This is a genomic window from Pseudomonas sp. 7P_10.2_Bac1, assembly GCF_025465935.1.
Taxonomy (GTDB): Bacteria; Pseudomonadota; Gammaproteobacteria; order Pseudomonadales; family Pseudomonadaceae; genus Aquipseudomonas.
In genome coordinates, this window is sequence record NZ_JANLNV010000026.1 from 1 (window position 1) to 16,865 (window position 16,865).

Sequence of the window (16,865 nt, forward strand, 5' to 3'; positions counted from 1 at the left end):
TCCGCGAAGACAACACCCCCCCCCCCCCCCCCCCCCCCCCCCCCCGCTCCTGTCGGTTTTAAATCACTGCGCCACGACTCCTTTGAGGTACGCGGCTGGCGCTGCGCCCAGGTTGTTCAGCAGGCGCTCGCTGTACCAGTCGATAAAGTTGACCACCCCAAACTCATACGTCTTGGAGTACGGCCCTGGCTGGTACGCCGTGGAGTTGATGCCGCGCTGGTTCTCTTCTGCCAGGCGGCGGTCCTGGTTATTGGTCTCGTCCCACACTTTACGCATGCGCTCGACGTCGTAATCCACCCCTTCCACCGCGTCTTTGTGCACCAGCCATTTGGTGGTGACGATGGTTTCTTGCGGACCGATCGGCCACACCGTGAAGACGATGATGTGATCGCCCATGCAGTGGTTCCACGAGTGCGGCAGGTGCAGGATGCGCATTGAGCCCAGGTCGGGGTTTTTGATGCGCCCCATGAGTTTTGCACAGCCTTGTTTGCCATCCATGGTCATCGACACGGTGCCCTTGAGCAGCGGCATGCGCACGATGCGATTGCGCAGGCCGAAGCTGGCATGAGCGTAAGGGATTTTCTCGGCGTCCCAGGCAGCAGCCGAAGCGGCCACGTGGTCCTTGAAGGCCTGGTCGGCCCGCGGGTCGGTGACGTCGTCCCACTCCAGCAAGGTTTTGAGCAGCTCCGGGTGCGAACCGCCGCAGTGGTAGCACTCGCGGTTGTTTTCCAGGACCAGTTTCCAGTTGGCTTTTTCGACCAGGGTGGTCTGAATCGCCACCTTGGTGTTTTCCATGTCGTAGGGTTCCATGTAGTGGTTCAGCGTGGCCAGGAACTCGTCAATCGCCGGCGGGTTTTCGGCCATGCTGATGAAGATGTAGCCGCCTGCGGTTTTCACGTTCACAGGCTTGAGGCCGTATTGCTTCATGTCGAAGTCGGCACCCATCTCGGTGCCGGCAAACAGCAGTCGGCCATCGAGCTCGTAGGTCCACTGGTGGTAGTGGCAGACCAGCTTGGCGACCTTGCCTTTTTCGCTGGTGCACAGCCGCGAACCGCGATGGCGGCAGACGTTGTGAAACGCATGCACCTGGCCTTCGGCGCCGCGAATCACGATGATCGGGTTGTTGCCGACTTGCAGAGTCAGGAAGTTGCCTTTGGTAGGGATCTCGCAGGTCATGCCCGCAATCAGCCATTCCTTCTGAAAGATCTCTTGCATGTCGATGTCGAACAGGCGCTGGTCGTTATAAAACGGCTGCGGCAGCGAAAACGTCCGCTCGCGGTTTTGCAACATCTCGGCGGTGGCCTTGCGTGCAGGTTCTAGTGGATCGCCCAGGCTCAGGGTTGCGGTGACATCCATCGTTGTTGTCCTCATGGCCATGCGATGTGGCCGAAAAGTGGCTGATCAGGGGTACGACACAAGGCAATGCAATCACTGTTGTCAGTGCCGATGAGTGTGCGTTCGAAGTGCCTGATCGCCATATCTGCGGGCGACATGGCCCAATCTGTTCCCGACGCCGCAAGGGCTGTTTTCAGCGGCTGGTCGCGATAAGTATGTGAATGTCGCGAATAGGTAAATGGCTGCTTCATGGCATGCGCAGAATCGCCAGCAAGAGGCCGACAGGCGGCCGTGGAGAAGCGTATGTCCAACAGCTTTCTGAATCCGGTGACTACCCAAACCTGGGCCAATGGCCGACACATCGTGCGCTGTGTCAAAGTGATTCAGGAAACCTGGGACGTGCGCACGTTCTGCTTCATGGCTGATCAGCCGATCCTGTTCTTCTTCAAGCCGGGGCAGTTCGTGACCCTGGAACTGGAGATCGACGGCGACCCGGTGATGCGCTCGTACACCATCTCCAGCTCTCCGTCGGTGCCGTACAGTTTTTCAGTAACGATCAAACGCGTGCCCGGCGGGCGGGTGTCCAACTGGTTGCACGACACCCTGCAGGAAGGCCAGGAGTTGGCGGTGCACGGGCCGGTCGGGCTGTTTAATGCCATCGACGCGCCCAGCCCGAAAGTGCTGTACCTGAGCGGCGGCGTGGGCATCACCCCGGTGATGTCGATGGCGCGTTGGTTTTACGACACCAATGCCAATGTCGACATGGTATTTATCCACAGCGCGCGCTCGCCCAAAGACATCATTTACCACCGCGAGCTGGAGCACATGGCGTCGCGCATCGATAACTTCAGCCTGCATTTGATCTGCGAAAAGCACGGGCTGGGTGAGCCCTGGGCGGGTTATCGCGGTTACTTGAACCACAAAATGCTCGACCTGATGGCGCCCGATTTCATGGAGCGCGAAGTGTTTTGCTGCGGGCCCACGCCCTATATGAATGCGGTGAAGCGGCTGCTGGAAAGCAACGGCTTTGACATGAGCCGTTATCACGAAGAGTCGTTTGGTGCGACGCCGCCCGAAGTCCGTGCGGACGCCATCGAGCAAGCCGAACAGGCAGCCGATGCGCCGGAGCTGGACGTGGCGGATTTGAACCAGGTGGAATTTACGGCCTCGGGCAAGAGCATCCGCGTGGGCCCGGCCGAAACCGTGCATGCGGCGGCAGCCAAGTTGGGGCTGATGATTCCCAAAGCCTGCGGCATGGGCATTTGCGGCACCTGCAAAGTGCTCAAGCTGGGCGGCGAAGTGGAGATGGACCACAACGGCGGCATCACTGACGACGACGTAGCCGAAGGCTACATCCTGTCGTGCTGCAGCGTGCCGAAGGGCGATGTGCGTATCGAATTCTGAAAGGGACTGTAGGAGCCTTGTCTTGGGATCTTTTGATCGTTAAAAAGCTCGCGAGGCAGTTGGCTCCTACAGTGTATTCGGGTGTCTCGGGAACAAAGGTTCCAAACCGCAGTCTTTAGGGCGCGTAAAGGCAGGTCTTCGCTAGCTTAGCGGCCGACTTTTCTTTATCGTACGCGCCCTCTGAAATCTGCTTGAGAACACCATCATGATTGAGTCATCCCTTAGCAAACTGGAACAATTGGTCAGTGACCTGGTTCAGCAAAAACAGGAACTGCTGGACGCGAACACTCAGCTCAACACCGAGCTGGCTCAAGCCAAAGAAGAAAACGAAACCCTGCAACTGTCGCTGATGGAAGCCGAAGAGAAGCAAGGTGCCACCGCTGCCCGTATTCAAGCCCTGGTTGAGCGCGCGAGCGTGAGCCCTGTCAACGCATGAGTGCGGACAGAGACGGTATAAGTGTCGTCTCGATTCTGGGTAACGACTACACGATCAAGGCACCGGAAGGCGAGAAACAAACGCTGCTGGCCGCCACGGTCATGTTGAAAGCTGCCCTGGCCGAAACGAAAAGAAAGTACCCGAGCTTGATCGGGGACAAATTGCTGGTTTTGGCCGCGTTGAATCTGTGTTCACAACAGATTGAATTGCAACTGAGCCACAAGCAGGAACTCGACCGTTATCAAGAGCAAGTCAGCGCCACGGTCGATGTGATTGAGCGAACCCTCGGGCAAAGCTGAACAATCACATAACTTTGTAGGAGCGAGCTTGCCTCGCGATCTTTTAAACGATCAAAAGATCGCGAGCAAACTCGCTCCTACAGATAATCAGCTTTTATCCCACCATCACTTCCCGAATATCCGCCGCCAACTCCCGCACCCGTGCTTCTTCGGTGTCCCAGGAGCACATAAAGCGCGCGCCACCTTTGCCGATGAAGGTGTAGAAACGCCAGCCCTTGGCGGTCAATGCCTCGACGGCAGGTTCCGACAGTTGCAGAAACACACCGTTGGCCTCGACCGGGAACATCAACTCAACCCCTGGAATGTCACTGACCAACTGGCTCAGCAGTTGAGCGCAGTGGTTGGCGTGGCGCGAGTGTTTGAGCCAGGCGTCGTTTTCCAGCAAGCCCACCCACGGGGCTGACAGGAAGCGCATTTTCGAGGCCAGTTGCCCGGCCTGTTTGCAGCGGTAGTCAAAGTCCACTGCCAGGTCGTGGTTGAAGAACAGAATTGCTTCGCCCACTGCCATGCCATTTTTCGTCCCGCCAAAGCACAACACGTCCACTCCGGCTTTCCAGCTCAGGTCGGCGGGCGAGCAGCCGAGGAACGCACAGGCGTTGGAAAAGCGCGCGCCGTCCATGTGCAGCAGCAAGCCGAGTTCCTTGCAAGTGGTGCTGATGGCGCGGATTTCTTCAGGCGTATAGACAGTGCCCACTTCGGTGGCCTGGGTGATGGTCACCACGCGGGGTTTTGGGTAGTGAATGTCTTTGCGCTTGGTGGCGATTTCGCGGATCGACTCCGGCGTGATCTTGCCGTTTTCGGTGCGAGCCAACAGCAGTTTCGAGCCGTTGGAGAAGAACTCCGGGGCGCCGCATTCGTCGGTTTCGACGTGGGCGGTTTCGGAGCAGATCACGCTGTGGAAGCTCTGGCACAACGACGACAATGCCAACGAGTTGGCGGCGGTGCCGTTGAAGGCGAAGAACACTTCGCAGTCGGTTTCGAACAACCGACGGAAGTCATTGGCGGCATGCAGCGTCCACTCGTCATCGCCGTAGGAGCGTTGGTGGCCGTGGTTGGCTTTTTCCATGGCAGACCAGACTTCGGGGCAGATACCGGAGTAGTTGTCGCTGGCGAATTGTTGGCTCTTATCAGTCATTTCCCGGTTCCTTGGTCGAAGATCGTGGTGCACTTTATCCAAGAAAGCGGCGGGTGCACAGACACGACTCAAGATGCGGAAAGCTCCTACATATAAATAAGTCCATATCGTGCTAAAACGCAGAGCTGACTTTATTGACGGATTTGATAATTAAGTTTGGTTTAACTGCGCAACTTCTTGCGCACTTTTTTCATGTTTGTCATTTCAAGAAACAACTAATGACCTTTGCGCTTTTTTGCACGCATTGAACTTCGGGTAAGTGATCACCGTGAAATATCAGGTTCATGTCATCTCGTTAACAGCGTCACTGATATTGCCCGTTGCAAGCCTTTGGCCTACAGGAATCTGATTAGTGAGCCCGCACAATCCACGTAACCCCAACGACATTAATTTCAGTCGCACCGATGCCAAAGTGGCCTTGGGCGTCTGCCCGCTGAGAAAAAGCACTGTCCAACTGCTGCCCCTGCGTTATGGGTTGGTGGATAACCCGGCGCTCGATCCGGCCGCTGAAATTGCCATGCCTTACAGCTTGAAGAGCCGCCCGTTGGGCATTCGCCTGCTGCGTGATGGCTGGCTCTATGTGATCGACGGCGGCAACGGTGAGTTATCCGAGTACTGGGTTTATAACGGCGTGGTTGAGTCGATGCTGTTTCAGGGTAAGGAGGTGATCGAAGACGAACGCGAAGACCCGATCAATGCGCCCACGTTGATCTTCCCTAAAACCAGCACCTTGTATGTCAGTTATGCCGAGGTGCAATGGTCGGCCAATAAATGCCGGCAAGTGATTAACGATCCCGCTGAGCGCAATTACTTTATGCAGGCCGTGGACCTGAGCCGGGCGGACTGTCTCAAAGGCGCTCAGCACCTGCTGACTGAGCCGATGGTCGAGCGATGGCTGGCGGAATACGCCACTGAGCGTGTCGAGCACGAACAGGATCATCTGGAAGCTGATGCGTCACTGGCAGAGCATGCCGCCTTCAGTGAGCGGCGCCGCCTGTACGCCGAATTACCCGAGCATGAACGCCTTCCCTACCTGTGGGAAAACCCGCCGCGTTTTAGCCCTTATTATTTTGCTCATCTAAAGGACGCTATTCACCCGCAGTATCATTTCGACACCCTGTACCTTGTGCTCGATGACACGTTGGGCGTACTGCGTGATCTGGCCAATTATCAGGATCAGGTCGCAGGCTGGGTGAGTGACTGGGCCAATGGCGGTGCGCAGGCAGGCAACAACGAACGCGATTACCTGCTGGCGTGCTACATCGAGTCCCTCAGCCAACTGAGTGACCGGGATGTGTCAGTGCTGGCCGGAGCAACCGATGATCCGGCGATCAAGGCCATGTTTGCCGAGCTGGAGAACATGCCTGAACCGGATCGGGGCGTGACCAAAGCGGCGATGCTGGAATACGTCAACAAAGGCGGGTTGATGACCCCGCCAGCGGGAAGCCCGGTGCCGGCGGATTTGCAGGTGTTGCGTGAAAGGGCCGAGGCGCAGGCGATGGCGGCCGCTCATTCTGGCGGTGACGGCATGATTACGGGTCAATTGATCACCGATGAAGTCGATCGACGCTATTACACCCCCCTGCACTTTCACCTTACGCCCAGTGCTTTCGTCCAAAAGCACCTCAAAGCTTTAATCGACCTTGGCAAACTTCACGGCGAACGAATTTACGACATTTTGCACGGGGCCAAATTCGGCCAGCGTGGCGTGAATGATCTGATCGACCGCGAAGCCATGGACCGCGACCTGCTGGCTCACCGCACAGGCCTCGCCCGCTGGAATGACCTGCTTGAGCGCATCACCGCCGACCGCGTGGCACTGACCACCACCTGCGGCTTTCACAAAAACGCCTGGTACCTCGACCCGCAACTCAGTCGGCAGGTGGGTTTTGCTTTTACCCTTGAATATGCCTGCCTTAAAGACATTTGCCGCAGCGACGAAGCCTGCGATCAATTGCATTCATTTATCGAACGCCAACCGCAATTCAGCCGCCCGTTGTACTACACCTTGCCCTTCAGCGAACAAACCGGGCTGTGGGTGCAATATGCATTTTTGAATGCCGCGGGCATGACCGTGTTCAACAATACCCGCGGGTTGTTCGAGCAACTGCGCAGCATTGAACACGGGCGTTTACCGGCGTTGGACGAGCTGCCTGACAGCACGCGTACCGTCGCCAACGCGGCGCAAATCAGCTTGGCTCCGGCGCTGAACCGCGGGCTGGAAAAATTACTGGCCGAATTTGCTGCAGTGTTCAAAGGGCAAACCATGCCCGACCTTGATCAACTGTTTCGCAACCTGCCCTTTGCGTTGAAATCGAACATTCTGCAAGCCGCGAAAACTGAAGGCGTGACCTTCAAATTTGCCACCCCTGAAGAAAAAGCCAGCTTGCGCTCCACGCTGGAAGAAGTCCTCAAACAACGGGGTGAAATGTCCAAGCTCAAGCGCGAGCGCAGACAAGCCAACCGCACTGCACGGCGTAAGGGCGAGAAGGGGCATACATCGGCCCAATCTGTAGAAACTCAGCAGAAAATAGCCTACCTGCGTTGGCAACTGGACTCGGGCGAAAAGCGATTGGCAGCGAGTATCAGCCCGATCGTGGAACTGCCGGATGAACATGCACGGCTGTTAGGCGCAACCCCCGAGCGCGCCGGGTTGACAGTGATCTTCCCGAACGAAGGCCAACGGCAAGCCGCCGGGTTGATGAGGGACTTTCGCAATGGCGTGAAGAGTGCGCCGGTAATGAATGCGCTGGGAGATGGGGCGGCGTTGCTGCTGTTTGTGGCGCAGGCGGTGAATTTGGCGCAGGTATACAAAGAAATAGAATCGTTACCTGCGCACGAACAAGAGTGGAGTTCTTTTACAAGTGCTCTGATTGCAACAGGAGCGGCTGGTTTTGCAGCGGCGCAAGGGGTATTTGACACGGCTCTTAATGCCCAGGCGAAAGCCCTGGGTGAAAGTCTGCGATTGAATGCTCTTAGTCGATTAGAGGTAACTATTGGTAGGTTACATGTCAGCTTAGGGGTGGGTGCATATTTATTTGGTTTTATTGCTGCGTTAGTTAGTCTGCACACCTACCATAAAAGTTGGGTACAAGCAGTCCGCAGTGGCAATCAGGGAGCTCAGCACGGAGCCATGTTGACCATGATTGCTTCAGGAGGCTTGGCATTAAGTAATGCCTATGGGGGAGGGAACTTAGCTGTCGCAGCTTATGAGTTGCTGATGGCAACTAAAGGATTCGCTCGAGAGTCTGCCTTGAAGTTGTGGGGGGCGCGTCTGTCAAGCGTATTTGTTCGTGTCAGTTGGGTAGGTGGGCTATTTACGTTGCTGGAGTTGGCGGGTGTGTGGGTGTACAACCGGTATAACACAAGTGCTCATGATCAATGGTTGCAATCTGTCCCTTGGAGTCATGATTTAGAAAAACGTAGGAACGCGACTTTGAAAGAGTTTCACAACACCCTCACTGCGTTGTTGCAAGCACCCTTTGTAGAAATAAAAGATAGTGTGGATGAACCGTATTTGCAGAGCCCGTTGCCTAATACCAAGGTAGGAGAAATCGTCCTGGTTTTTCCTGGGTTGGATATATCTACTTTCCAAGTTCCATTGGTTGGGATAAAACGGCGAGCCTTGATGATTGGAGCTCAACGCATTACAACGGTCACCCTGAGCTATAAAAACCCACTTGTGGAGCACGTTGAAAACGTAACTGCGCTTTTGCATACGGGCTTGTTACGGGTAGTAAGTGAACAAGAAAAGAAAAACGAGGGCTCGCCCTTGTTACTAAAACTGGTATATCCGGTAAATGCTGAGCATGTGCAAGGTAAAGTATCTGAGGCGTTACTGATCGAGATTAACCTTCAGTCTTGGGATGAAAATGAACGTGTGAGCGAGCAGACGTACCGGATACGGTTTAATGCCTTAGAAAAGGGGCGTTTCCCTTCAGCAGACCACCAGACGTTCACGCCAGAGATACCTTTGGTTGAAGTTAAAGTTCTTGATTTGGCGGTGTTGAAATGAAGTCGCCATTGAATAAAAAAACAGTTATTAAGCGCGCCGGTGATGTCGAATTTTTTCCTTCCGGTCGCCAAACTTATTTAGCCCCTTTGCCCTTGCCGACAAATGAGCATCCTTTCTGTCCCTATATCAGTGATTACAATGACACTTTTATGGATTTCGGAGGCGGGGAGCCGAAAGTATTTACGTATCAGTTTAACTTGGGTATACCCTTTTCCATGTCATGTTTTGTGGCATTTGGAGGCCCTCTTATAGGTGGTTTGATGGGGCTTTCGTTGGGTTCTAGCTTAATGAGAAGTTGGGAGTCAGTTCAGGGGATTTTCTTGGCCTCTTGGGAGAGTGCTCTAGGCATTTGGATACTTGTCTCAGCCCTATTCTTTTTCATCTGGCTCTACCACCACAACCTCTTCACCAAAGTCATCCCCACCCGCTTCAACCGTCAGCGCCGTGAAGTGTGCTTTATGCCCGATGGCGCTACTGAGCCTTTATTCGTCCCTTGGGAATCCCTGTCCGCGTGGGTCGTTCAGGCTCAAGGTGCCACGCAATATGGTGTCACCCGCCAATACGGCATGGGCATGGGGTTTGAGCATGAGGGCGAGTTAGTCCGGGTTGAGTTCCAGTGCGGCAGTTTGCAGTTGGCGATTTCCAACTGGGAGGCTGTTCGTGGGTATATGGAATACGAACTTAACGACCTCTCCGGCCTTCAAGACCCGCTCGGATTACAAGAACCCGGCGACCCGCCTCACGAAGGCCTGCATACCTTCCGTAATGCCCGCGCCGGTTTGCATCGACGCCTGCGCGAAAAGGAAGTGGGCCGGATCTACGCCTTTTTTTGGTACGTGTATCACGTGATGACCCTGTGGACACTGCCCAACCGTTTGGTGGAATGGGAGATAAAACGCATCGCCAAGGTCGGCCGCCGCGCGTTGCCGCCAGCCATGCTGGCGTGGTCCGAGCCGCTGCCGCCTGAACAATGGGCCAAGCCCAGCAGCGAACTGCTACGACTGAGTGCAAAGGTCAAAGCCCTGCTCAAACGCTACCCGCGCACGCCGATTACTGAGGTATATGCCGAGGTGTATCGCAATGACAGTAGAGATTGAAAATATACCCGAGGGTAAGCGCGCGGGAGATGTCGAATGTTTCCCCTCTGGCCACCAAACCTATTTAGCCCCCTTGCCCTTGCCGACAAATGAGCATCCTTTCTGTCCCTATATCAGTGATTACAATGACACTTTTATGGATTTCGGAGGCGGGGAGCCGAAAGTATTTACGTATCAGTTTAACTTGGGTATACCCTTTTCCATGTCATGTTTTGTGGCATTTGGAGGACCTCTTGTAGGTGGGTTAATAGGGTTCTTATTGGATTTAAACTTAAAGAGAAGTTGGGCGTTTGCGGAAGAGATTTTCTTGGCGTCTTGGGAGACTGCTCTAGGCATTTGGATACTTGTCTCAGCCCTATTCTTTTTCATCTGGCTTTACCACCACAACCTTTTCACCAAAGTCATCCCCACCCGCTTCAACCGTCAGCGCCGCGAAGTGTGCTTTATGCCCGATGGCGCCACTGAGCCTTTATTCGTCCCTTGGGAATCCCTGTCCGCGTGGGTCGTTCAGGCTCAAGGTGCCACGCAATATGGTGTGACCCGTCAATACGGCATGGGCATGGGGTTTGAGCATGAGGGCGAGTTAGTCCGGGTTGAGTTCCAGTGCGGCAGTTTGCAGTTGGCGATTTCCAACTGGGAGGCTGTTCGTGGGTATATGGAGTACGAACTTAACGACCTCTCCGGCCTTCAAGATCCGCTCGGATTACAAGAACCCAGTGACCCGCCTCACGAAGGGCTGCATACCTTCCGTAATGCCCGCGCCGGTTTGCATCGGCGCCTGCGCGAAAAGGAAGTGGGCCGGATCTACGCCTTTTTTTGGTACGTGTATCACGTGATGACCCTGTGGACACTGCCCAACCGTTTGGTGGAATGGGAAATAAAACGCATCGCCAAGGTCGGCCGCCGCGCGTTGCCGCCAGCCATGCAAGCGTGGTCCGAGCCGCTGCCGCCTGAACAATGGGCCAAGCCCAGCAGCGAACTGCTACGACTGAGTGCAAAGGTCAAAGCCCTGCTCAAACGCTACCCACGCACGCCGATTACTGAGGTATATGCCGAGGTGTATCGCAACGAGCCGAATCCGCCGCACAGCGCCTGAGCTTGTGAAGAGGTCGTACAGGCTCGCCATGTCGTAAACGCACCATTGCGTGGCGTGCGCAGGCATTTGATCGGCCAGCGCCAGCTCTACCATCTGGCTCAAAGGGCATAAGCCTCACCGAGACGAATGGCGCGCTGGCGCTGGGAGAACGCAATGTTCAGCAAACAGGATCAGATTCAGGGTTACGACGATGCCTTGTTGGCGGCAATCAACGCCGAGGATCAGCGTCAGGAAGATCATATTGAGCTGATCGCCTCCGAGAACTACACCAGCCAGCGCGTCATGGAAGCCCAAGGCAGTGGCCTGACCAACAAGTACGCCGAAGGCTACCCCGGTAAGCGCTATTACGGCGGTTGCGAACATGTGGATAAAGTTGAGCAACTGGCCATCGACCGTGCCAAGCAACTGTTCGGCGCCGATTACGCCAACGTGCAGCCGCACTCGGGCAGCCAGGCCAACGCCGCGGTGTACCTGGCGTTGCTCAATGCCGGTGACACGGTGTTGGGGATGAGCCTGGCCCACGGCGGGCATTTGACTCATGGCGCCAGCGTCAGCTTCTCGGGCAAGTTGTACAACGCGGTGCAGTACGGCATCGACACCGCCACCGGTTTGATCGACTACGACGAAGTCGAGCGTCTGGCCGTCGAGCACCAGCCCAAAATGATCATTGCCGGGTTTTCGGCGTACTCCAAAACCCTGGATTTCGCGCGCTTTCGTGAAATCGCCGACAAAGTCGGCGCGTACTTTTTTGTCGACATGGCCCACGTGGCCGGGCTGGTTGCGGCGGGCCTGTACCCGAACCCGCTGCCCTACGCTGATGTGGTCACCACCACGACCCACAAGACCCTGCGCGGGCCGCGTGGCGGGTTGATTCTGGCCAAGCGCAACGAAGCGCTGGAGAAGAAATTCAACGCGGCGGTGTTCCCGGGCGGGCAGGGCGGCCCGTTGATGCACGTGATCGCGGCCAAGGCGGTGTGCTTCAAAGAAGCGCAGGAGCCGGGCTTCAAAACCTATCAGCAGCAGGTCATCGACAATGCCCAGGCGATGGCTGAGGTGTTTATCAAACGCGGCTACGACGTGGTCTCGGGTGGCACCGACAACCACCTGTTTCTGGTCAGCCTGATCCGTCAGGGGCTGACCGGCAAAGACGCCGACGCCGCTCTGGGCCGTGCGCACATCACGGTCAACAAAAACGCAGTGCCCAACGATCCGCAGTCGCCGTTCGTGACCTCGGGCCTGCGCATCGGCACCCCGGCGGTGACCACGCGTGGTTTCAAAGTGGCGCAGTGCACGGAGTTGGCGGGCTGGATCTGCGACATCCTCGATCACCTCGGTGACCCGGATATCGAGGCCGATGTGGCGCGTCAGGTGACCTCGCTGTGCAAAGACTTCCCGGTTTATCGCTGAGCGCGTTTTGGAGTAGACCCTATGCAACGGTACTCAGGCTTCGGCCTTCTTAAGCACTCGTTCAGCCACCACGAAAACTGGCAGAAAATGTGGCGCACGCCGACCCCGAAAAAGGTCTACGACGTGGTCATCGTCGGCGGCGGCGGGCATGGTCTGGCCACCGCGTATTACCTGGCCAAAGAGCACGGCATCACCAACGTGGCCGTGGTTGAAAAAGGCTGGCTGGGCGGCGGCAACACGGCGCGCAACACCACCATCGTGCGTTCCAACTATTTGTGGGACGAGTCGGCGCACCTCTACGAGCATGCCATGAAGTTGTGGGAAGGCTTGTCCCAGGACCTCAACTACAACGTCATGTTCTCGCAGCGCGGCGTCTACAACCTGTGCCACACCCTGCAAGACATGCGCGACTCGGAACGCCGGGTCAGCGCCAACCGCCTCAATGGCGTAGACGGCGAGTTGTTGAACGGCAAACAAGTGGCGGACGAAATTCCGTACCTGGACTGCTCCAAAAACACCCGCTACCCGATCATCGGCGCCACCGTGCAACGACGCGGCGGCGTGGCCCGGCATGACGCGGTGGCCTGGGGCTTTGCCCGGGCGGCCGACGCATTGGGTGTGGACTTGATTCAACAGACCGAAGTGCTCGGCTTTCGCAAAGAAAACGGCGTGTGCATCGGCGTCGAAACCAGCAAGGGCTTTATCGGCGCCAAACGCGTGGGCGTGGTCACGGCGGGTAACTCCGGGCACATGGCGCGCCAGGCGGGGTTTCGCCTGCCGATCGAATCGCACCCGCTGCAAGCGCTGGTGTCGGAGCCGATCAAACCGATTATCGACAGCGTGATCATGTCCAACGCCGTGCACGGCTACATCAGCCAGTCAGACAAGGGCGACCTGGTGATCGGCGCCGGTATCGACGGCTGGGTCGGCTACGGCCAGCGCGGCTCGTACCCGGTGGTCGAGCACACCATTCAAGCGATTGTGGAGATGTTCCCGGTGCTGTCCCGCGTGCGCATGAACCGCCAATGGGGCGGCATCGTCGACACCACGCCCGACGCCTGCCCGATCATCTCCAAAACCCCGGTGCCAAACCTGTTCTTCAACTGCGGCTGGGGCACCGGTGGTTTCAAAGCCACGCCGGGTTCGGGCAACGTGTTTGCCGCCAGTTTGGCCAAAGGCGAAATGCACCCGCTGGCGGCGCCGTTTTCCATCGACCGTTTTTATAACGGCGCCTTGATCGACGAGCACGGCGCTGCCGCTGTCGCCCACTAATACACAGGAGAACCACCCCATGTTGCATATCTTCTGTCCTCATTGCGGCGAGTTGCGCTCCGAAGAAGAGTTTCACGCCAGCGGCCAGGCGCACATTCCGCGCCCGCTTGACCCCAACGCCTGCACCGACAAGGAGTGGGGCGACTACATGTTCTTTCGCGACAACCCGCGTGGCCTGCACCACGAGTTGTGGAACCACGTTGCCGGTTGCCGTCAGTTTTTTAACGTCACGCGCAACACCGTGACGTACGAAATCCTGGAAACCTACCTGATCGGCAGCAAACCGCAGTTCACCGAACACGCCGCGCCTGTCGCGCCCACAGTCACCCGCGAGCTGGGAGAAAAGGTATGAGTCAGACCCATCGCTTGCCAAACGGCGGCCGCGTTGATCGCAGCAAAGTCCTGACCTTTACCTTCAATGGCCAACAGTACAAAGGCTACGAAGGCGACAGCCTGGCGGCTGCATTGCTGGCCAATGGTGTCGACATCATCGGTCGCAGTTTTAAATATTCCCGGCCGCGTGGCATTTACGCTGCGGGCGCCGAAGAGCCCAACGCGGTGCTGCAGATCGGCGCCACCGAAGCCACGCAAATCCCTAACGTGCGCGCCACGCAACAGGCGTTGTACCAAGGCTTGGTTGCCACCAGCACCAACGGCTGGCCCAACGTAAACACCGACATGATGGGCATTCTGGGCAAGGTCGGCGGCAAGCTGATGCCGCCGGGTTTTTACTACAAAACCTTTATGTACCCGCAGTCGTTCTGGATGACTTACGAGAAGTACATCCGCAAGGCAGCAGGGTTGGGGCGTTCGCCGACGCAGAATGACCCCGACACCTACGACAATATGAACCACCACTGCGACGTGCTGATTGTGGGCGCCGGGCCTGCCGGTCTGGCTGCGGCCCTTGCGGCGGCGCGCAGCGGTGCACGGGTGATCGTGGCCGATGAGCAGGAAGAATTTGGCGGCAGCCTGCTCGACAGCCGCGAAAGCCTGGACGGCAAGCCGGCCATGGAGTGGGTGGCCAAGGTGGTGGCAGAACTCAAGGAACTGCCGGACGTGGTGTTGCTGCCGCGTGCCACGGTCAACGGCTATCACGATCACAACTTTCTGACCATTCACGAGCGCCTTACCGATCACCTGGGTGACCGGGCGCCGATAGGGCAGGTGCGTCAGCGCTTGCACCGTGTGCGGGCCAAGCGCGTGGTGCTGGCCACGGGCGCGTGTGAGCGTCCATTGGTGTACGGCAACAACGACGTGCCGGGCAACATGCTGGCAGGTGCGGTGTCGACTTACGTGCGCCGCTATGGCGTGGCGCCGGGTAAAAAACTGCTGCTGAGCACCAACAACGATTACGCCTACCGCGTGGCGCTGGACTGGCTCGATGCGGGCCAGCAAGTGGTGGCGGTGGCCGACGCACGCAGCAATCCGCGAGGTGCTCTGGTTGAAGAAGCCCGCGCCAAAGGCATCCGGATTTTGACCGGCAGCGCAGTGATCGAAGCTCGTGGCAGCAAACGCGTGACGGGCGCCCGCGTGGCGGCGATTGACCTCAAATCCCACAGCGTCACCAGCCCCGGTGAATGGCTGCCGTGCGACTTGGTGGCCACTTCCGGCGGTTACAGCCCGGTGGTGCATTTGGCTTCGCACCTGGGCGGCAAGCCAATCTGGCGCGAAGACATTCTGGGTTTTGTACCCGGCGAAGCCCCGCAAAAGCGCGTGTGCGTGGGCGGTATCAATGGCGTTTACGGGTTGGGCGACAGCCTGGCCGATGGCTTTGAAGGCGGCGCACGCGCGGCCAGCGAAGCCGGTTTTAAAGCGGTTGAAGGCGTGCTGCCCAAAGCGCTGAATCAGGTACAGGAAGCGACCGTGGCGCTTTTTCAGGTGCCCCACGAAAAGGCTACGGCGCGGGCCCCCAAGCAATTTGTCGACCTGCAAAACGATGTGACTGCCGCTGCGATTGAGTTGGCCACTCGTGAAGGGTTTGAGTCAGTCGAGCACGTCAAACGCTACACCGCGCTGGGTTTTGGCACCGACCAGGGCAAGCTTGGCAACGTCAACGGCCTGGCCATTGCCGCCCGTTCGCTGAACGTAAGCATCCCGCAAATGGGCACCACCATGTTCCGCCCCAACTACACGCCGGTGACGTTCGGCGCGGTGGCGGGCCGCCATTGCGGGCACATTTTCGAGCCAGTGCGTTACACCGCCTTGCAGGCGTGGCACGTCAAGCAAGGTGCTGAATTTGAAGACGTCGGCCAATGGAAACGCCCGTGGTACTTCCCGCGTAATGGCGAAGACCTGCACGCTGCGGTTAAACGCGAGTGCCAGGCGGTGCGCGACAGCGTCGGTATTCTGGACGCCTCCACCCTGGGCAAAATCGACATTCAAGGCCCGGATGCGCGGGAGTTCCTGAACCGTATCTACACCAACGCCTGGACCAAGCTGGATGTGGGCAAGGCGCGTTACGGGCTGATGTGCAAAGAAGACGGCATGGTGTTCGACGACGGCGTCACGGCCTGCCTGGCTGACAACCATTTCGTCATGACCACCACCACCGGTGGTGCGGCCCGCGTGCTGCAATGGCTGGAAATCTATCAACAGACTGAATGGCCGGATCTCAAGGTGTACTTCACCTCGGTCACCGACCACTACGCGACACTGACCTTGAGCGGCCCCAACAGCCGCAAGTTGCTCAGCGAAGTGACCGACATTGACCTGGACCGCGATGCGTTCCCGTTCATGACCTGGAAAGAAGGCCTGGTGGCGGGCGTGCCGGCGCGGGTGTTCCGTATCTCGTTTACTGGCGAGCTGTCGTACGAAGTCAACATCCAGGCTGACTACGCCATGGGCGTGCTGGAAAAAATCGTCGAGGCGGGCAAACAGTACAACCTGACCCCGTATGGCACCGAGACCATGCACGTGTTGCGGGCCGAGAAGGGCTTCATCATCGTCGGCCAGGACACCGACGGCTCCATGACCCCGGACGACCTGAACATGGCCTGGTGCGTGGGCCGGACCAAACCGTTCTCGTGGATCGGCTGGCGCGGCATGAACCGTGAAGACTGCGTGCGTGACCAGCGCAAACAACTGGTGGGCCTCAAGCCGGTCGATCCGAATAAATGGCTGCCGGAAGGCGCGCAACTGGTGTTCGACCCTAAACAGACCATCCCGATGACCATGGTCGGCCACGTGACCTCCAGCTATGCGCACAACTCGCTGGGGTATTCGTTTGCCATGGGCGTGGTCAAAGGCGGTCTCAAGCGCCTTGGCGAGCGGGTGTTTTCACCCCAGGCCGATGGCAGCGTGATTGAGGCTGAAATTGTGTCTTCGGTGTTCTTCGACCCCAAAGGCGACCGGCAGAATATTTGAGTG

The 16,865-nt window shown here is 57.6% G+C and carries 12 protein-coding genes; 10 read left to right on the top strand and 2 right to left on the bottom strand.

The window, feature by feature from the left end:
* Positions 1-63 precede the first annotated feature (63 nt).
* Complete coding sequence (gbcA, locus tag NTD86_RS05680; protein ID WP_262201175.1) at positions 64-1,356, bottom strand: glycine-betaine demethylase subunit GbcA; 1,293 nt, start codon at positions 1,354-1,356, stop codon at positions 64-66.
* A gap of 282 nt (positions 1,357-1,638) precedes the next feature.
* Between gbcA and gbcB the strand changes: the two genes are divergently transcribed.
* From gbcB to NTD86_RS05695, 3 genes are all read left to right on the top strand, one after another.
* Complete coding sequence (gene gbcB / locus NTD86_RS05685; protein WP_262201176.1) at positions 1,639-2,739, top strand: glycine-betaine demethylase subunit GbcB; 1,101 nt, start codon at positions 1,639-1,641, stop codon at positions 2,737-2,739.
* A gap of 205 nt (positions 2,740-2,944) precedes the next feature.
* Positions 2,945-3,175, top strand: coding sequence for a hypothetical protein (locus NTD86_RS05690; protein WP_262201178.1), 231 nt, complete (start codon positions 2,945-2,947; stop codon positions 3,173-3,175).
* Positions 3,172-3,474: a cell division protein ZapA gene (locus NTD86_RS05695; protein WP_262201179.1), complete on the top strand. Its 303-nt coding sequence runs from the start codon at positions 3,172-3,174 to the stop codon at positions 3,472-3,474. The genes NTD86_RS05690 and NTD86_RS05695 overlap by 4 nt, the downstream gene beginning before the upstream one ends.
* Positions 3,475-3,568: 94 nt before the next feature.
* On the opposite strand, the gene NTD86_RS05700 is transcribed toward NTD86_RS05695, so the two are convergent.
* Entirely contained in the window at positions 3,569-4,609 is a 1,041-nt protein-coding gene (locus NTD86_RS05700) for a threonine aldolase family protein (RefSeq protein WP_262201180.1), read from the bottom strand.
* A 412-nt stretch (positions 4,610-5,021) separates the two neighbouring features.
* Between NTD86_RS05700 and NTD86_RS05705 the strand changes: the two genes are divergently transcribed.
* The 7 genes from NTD86_RS05705 (at position 5,022) to NTD86_RS05735 (ending at position 16,862) form a co-directional block, all read left to right on the top strand.
* Positions 5,022-8,624, top strand: a complete 3,603-nt coding sequence (locus NTD86_RS05705; RefSeq protein WP_315974726.1) for a toxin VasX — start codon at positions 5,022-5,024, stop codon at positions 8,622-8,624.
* Between the two features lie 458 nt (positions 8,625-9,082).
* Positions 9,083-9,721 carry a hypothetical protein gene (locus tag NTD86_RS05710; protein WP_262201182.1) on the top strand — a complete coding sequence of 213 codons (639 nt, stop codon included), beginning with the start codon at positions 9,083-9,085 and terminating at the stop codon, positions 9,719-9,721.
* Between the two features lie 445 nt (positions 9,722-10,166).
* Entirely contained in the window at positions 10,167-10,817 is a 651-nt protein-coding gene (locus NTD86_RS05715; protein ID WP_262201183.1) for a hypothetical protein, read from the top strand.
* 153 nt (positions 10,818-10,970) lie between these two features.
* Positions 10,971-12,224, top strand: a complete 1,254-nt coding sequence (gene glyA, locus NTD86_RS05720) for a serine hydroxymethyltransferase (protein ID WP_262201184.1) — start codon at positions 10,971-10,973, stop codon at positions 12,222-12,224.
* Between the two features lie 21 nt (positions 12,225-12,245).
* Entirely contained in the window at positions 12,246-13,496 is a 1,251-nt protein-coding gene (locus NTD86_RS05725) for a sarcosine oxidase subunit beta family protein (RefSeq protein WP_262201185.1), read from the top strand.
* Between the two features lie 19 nt (positions 13,497-13,515).
* A complete protein-coding gene (locus NTD86_RS05730; RefSeq protein ID WP_262201186.1) occupies positions 13,516-13,848 on the top strand; it encodes a sarcosine oxidase subunit delta in 333 nt (110 codons plus the stop codon).
* Complete coding sequence (locus NTD86_RS05735; RefSeq protein ID WP_262201187.1) at positions 13,845-16,862, top strand: sarcosine oxidase subunit alpha; 3,018 nt, start codon at positions 13,845-13,847, stop codon at positions 16,860-16,862. Before NTD86_RS05730 ends, NTD86_RS05735 begins: the two co-directional genes overlap by 4 nt.
* Positions 16,863-16,865: the final 3 nt, after the last annotated feature.

Bases quoted from the DNA above. Each gene is read 5' to 3' on its own strand.
- gbcA (WP_262201175.1), bottom strand. From the start codon at position 1,356: ATGGATGTCACCGCAACCCTGAGCCTGGGCGATCCACTAGAACCTGCA.
- gbcB (WP_262201176.1), top strand. From the start codon at position 1,639: ATGTCCAACAGCTTTCTGAATCCGGTGACTACCCAAACCTGGGCCAAT.
- NTD86_RS05690 (WP_262201178.1), top strand. From the start codon at position 2,945: ATGATTGAGTCATCCCTTAGCAAACTGGAACAATTGGTCAGTGACCTG.
- NTD86_RS05695 (WP_262201179.1), top strand. From the start codon at position 3,172: ATGAGTGCGGACAGAGACGGTATAAGTGTCGTCTCGATTCTGGGTAAC.
- NTD86_RS05700 (WP_262201180.1), bottom strand. From the start codon at position 4,609: ATGACTGATAAGAGCCAACAATTCGCCAGCGACAACTACTCCGGTATC.
- NTD86_RS05710 (WP_262201182.1), top strand. From the start codon at position 9,083: ATGCCCGATGGCGCTACTGAGCCTTTATTCGTCCCTTGGGAATCCCTG.
- NTD86_RS05715 (WP_262201183.1), top strand. From the start codon at position 10,167: ATGCCCGATGGCGCCACTGAGCCTTTATTCGTCCCTTGGGAATCCCTG.
- glyA (WP_262201184.1), top strand. From the start codon at position 10,971: ATGTTCAGCAAACAGGATCAGATTCAGGGTTACGACGATGCCTTGTTG.
- NTD86_RS05725 (WP_262201185.1), top strand. From the start codon at position 12,246: ATGCAACGGTACTCAGGCTTCGGCCTTCTTAAGCACTCGTTCAGCCAC.
- NTD86_RS05730 (WP_262201186.1), top strand. From the start codon at position 13,516: ATGTTGCATATCTTCTGTCCTCATTGCGGCGAGTTGCGCTCCGAAGAA.
- NTD86_RS05735 (WP_262201187.1), top strand. From the start codon at position 13,845: ATGAGTCAGACCCATCGCTTGCCAAACGGCGGCCGCGTTGATCGCAGC.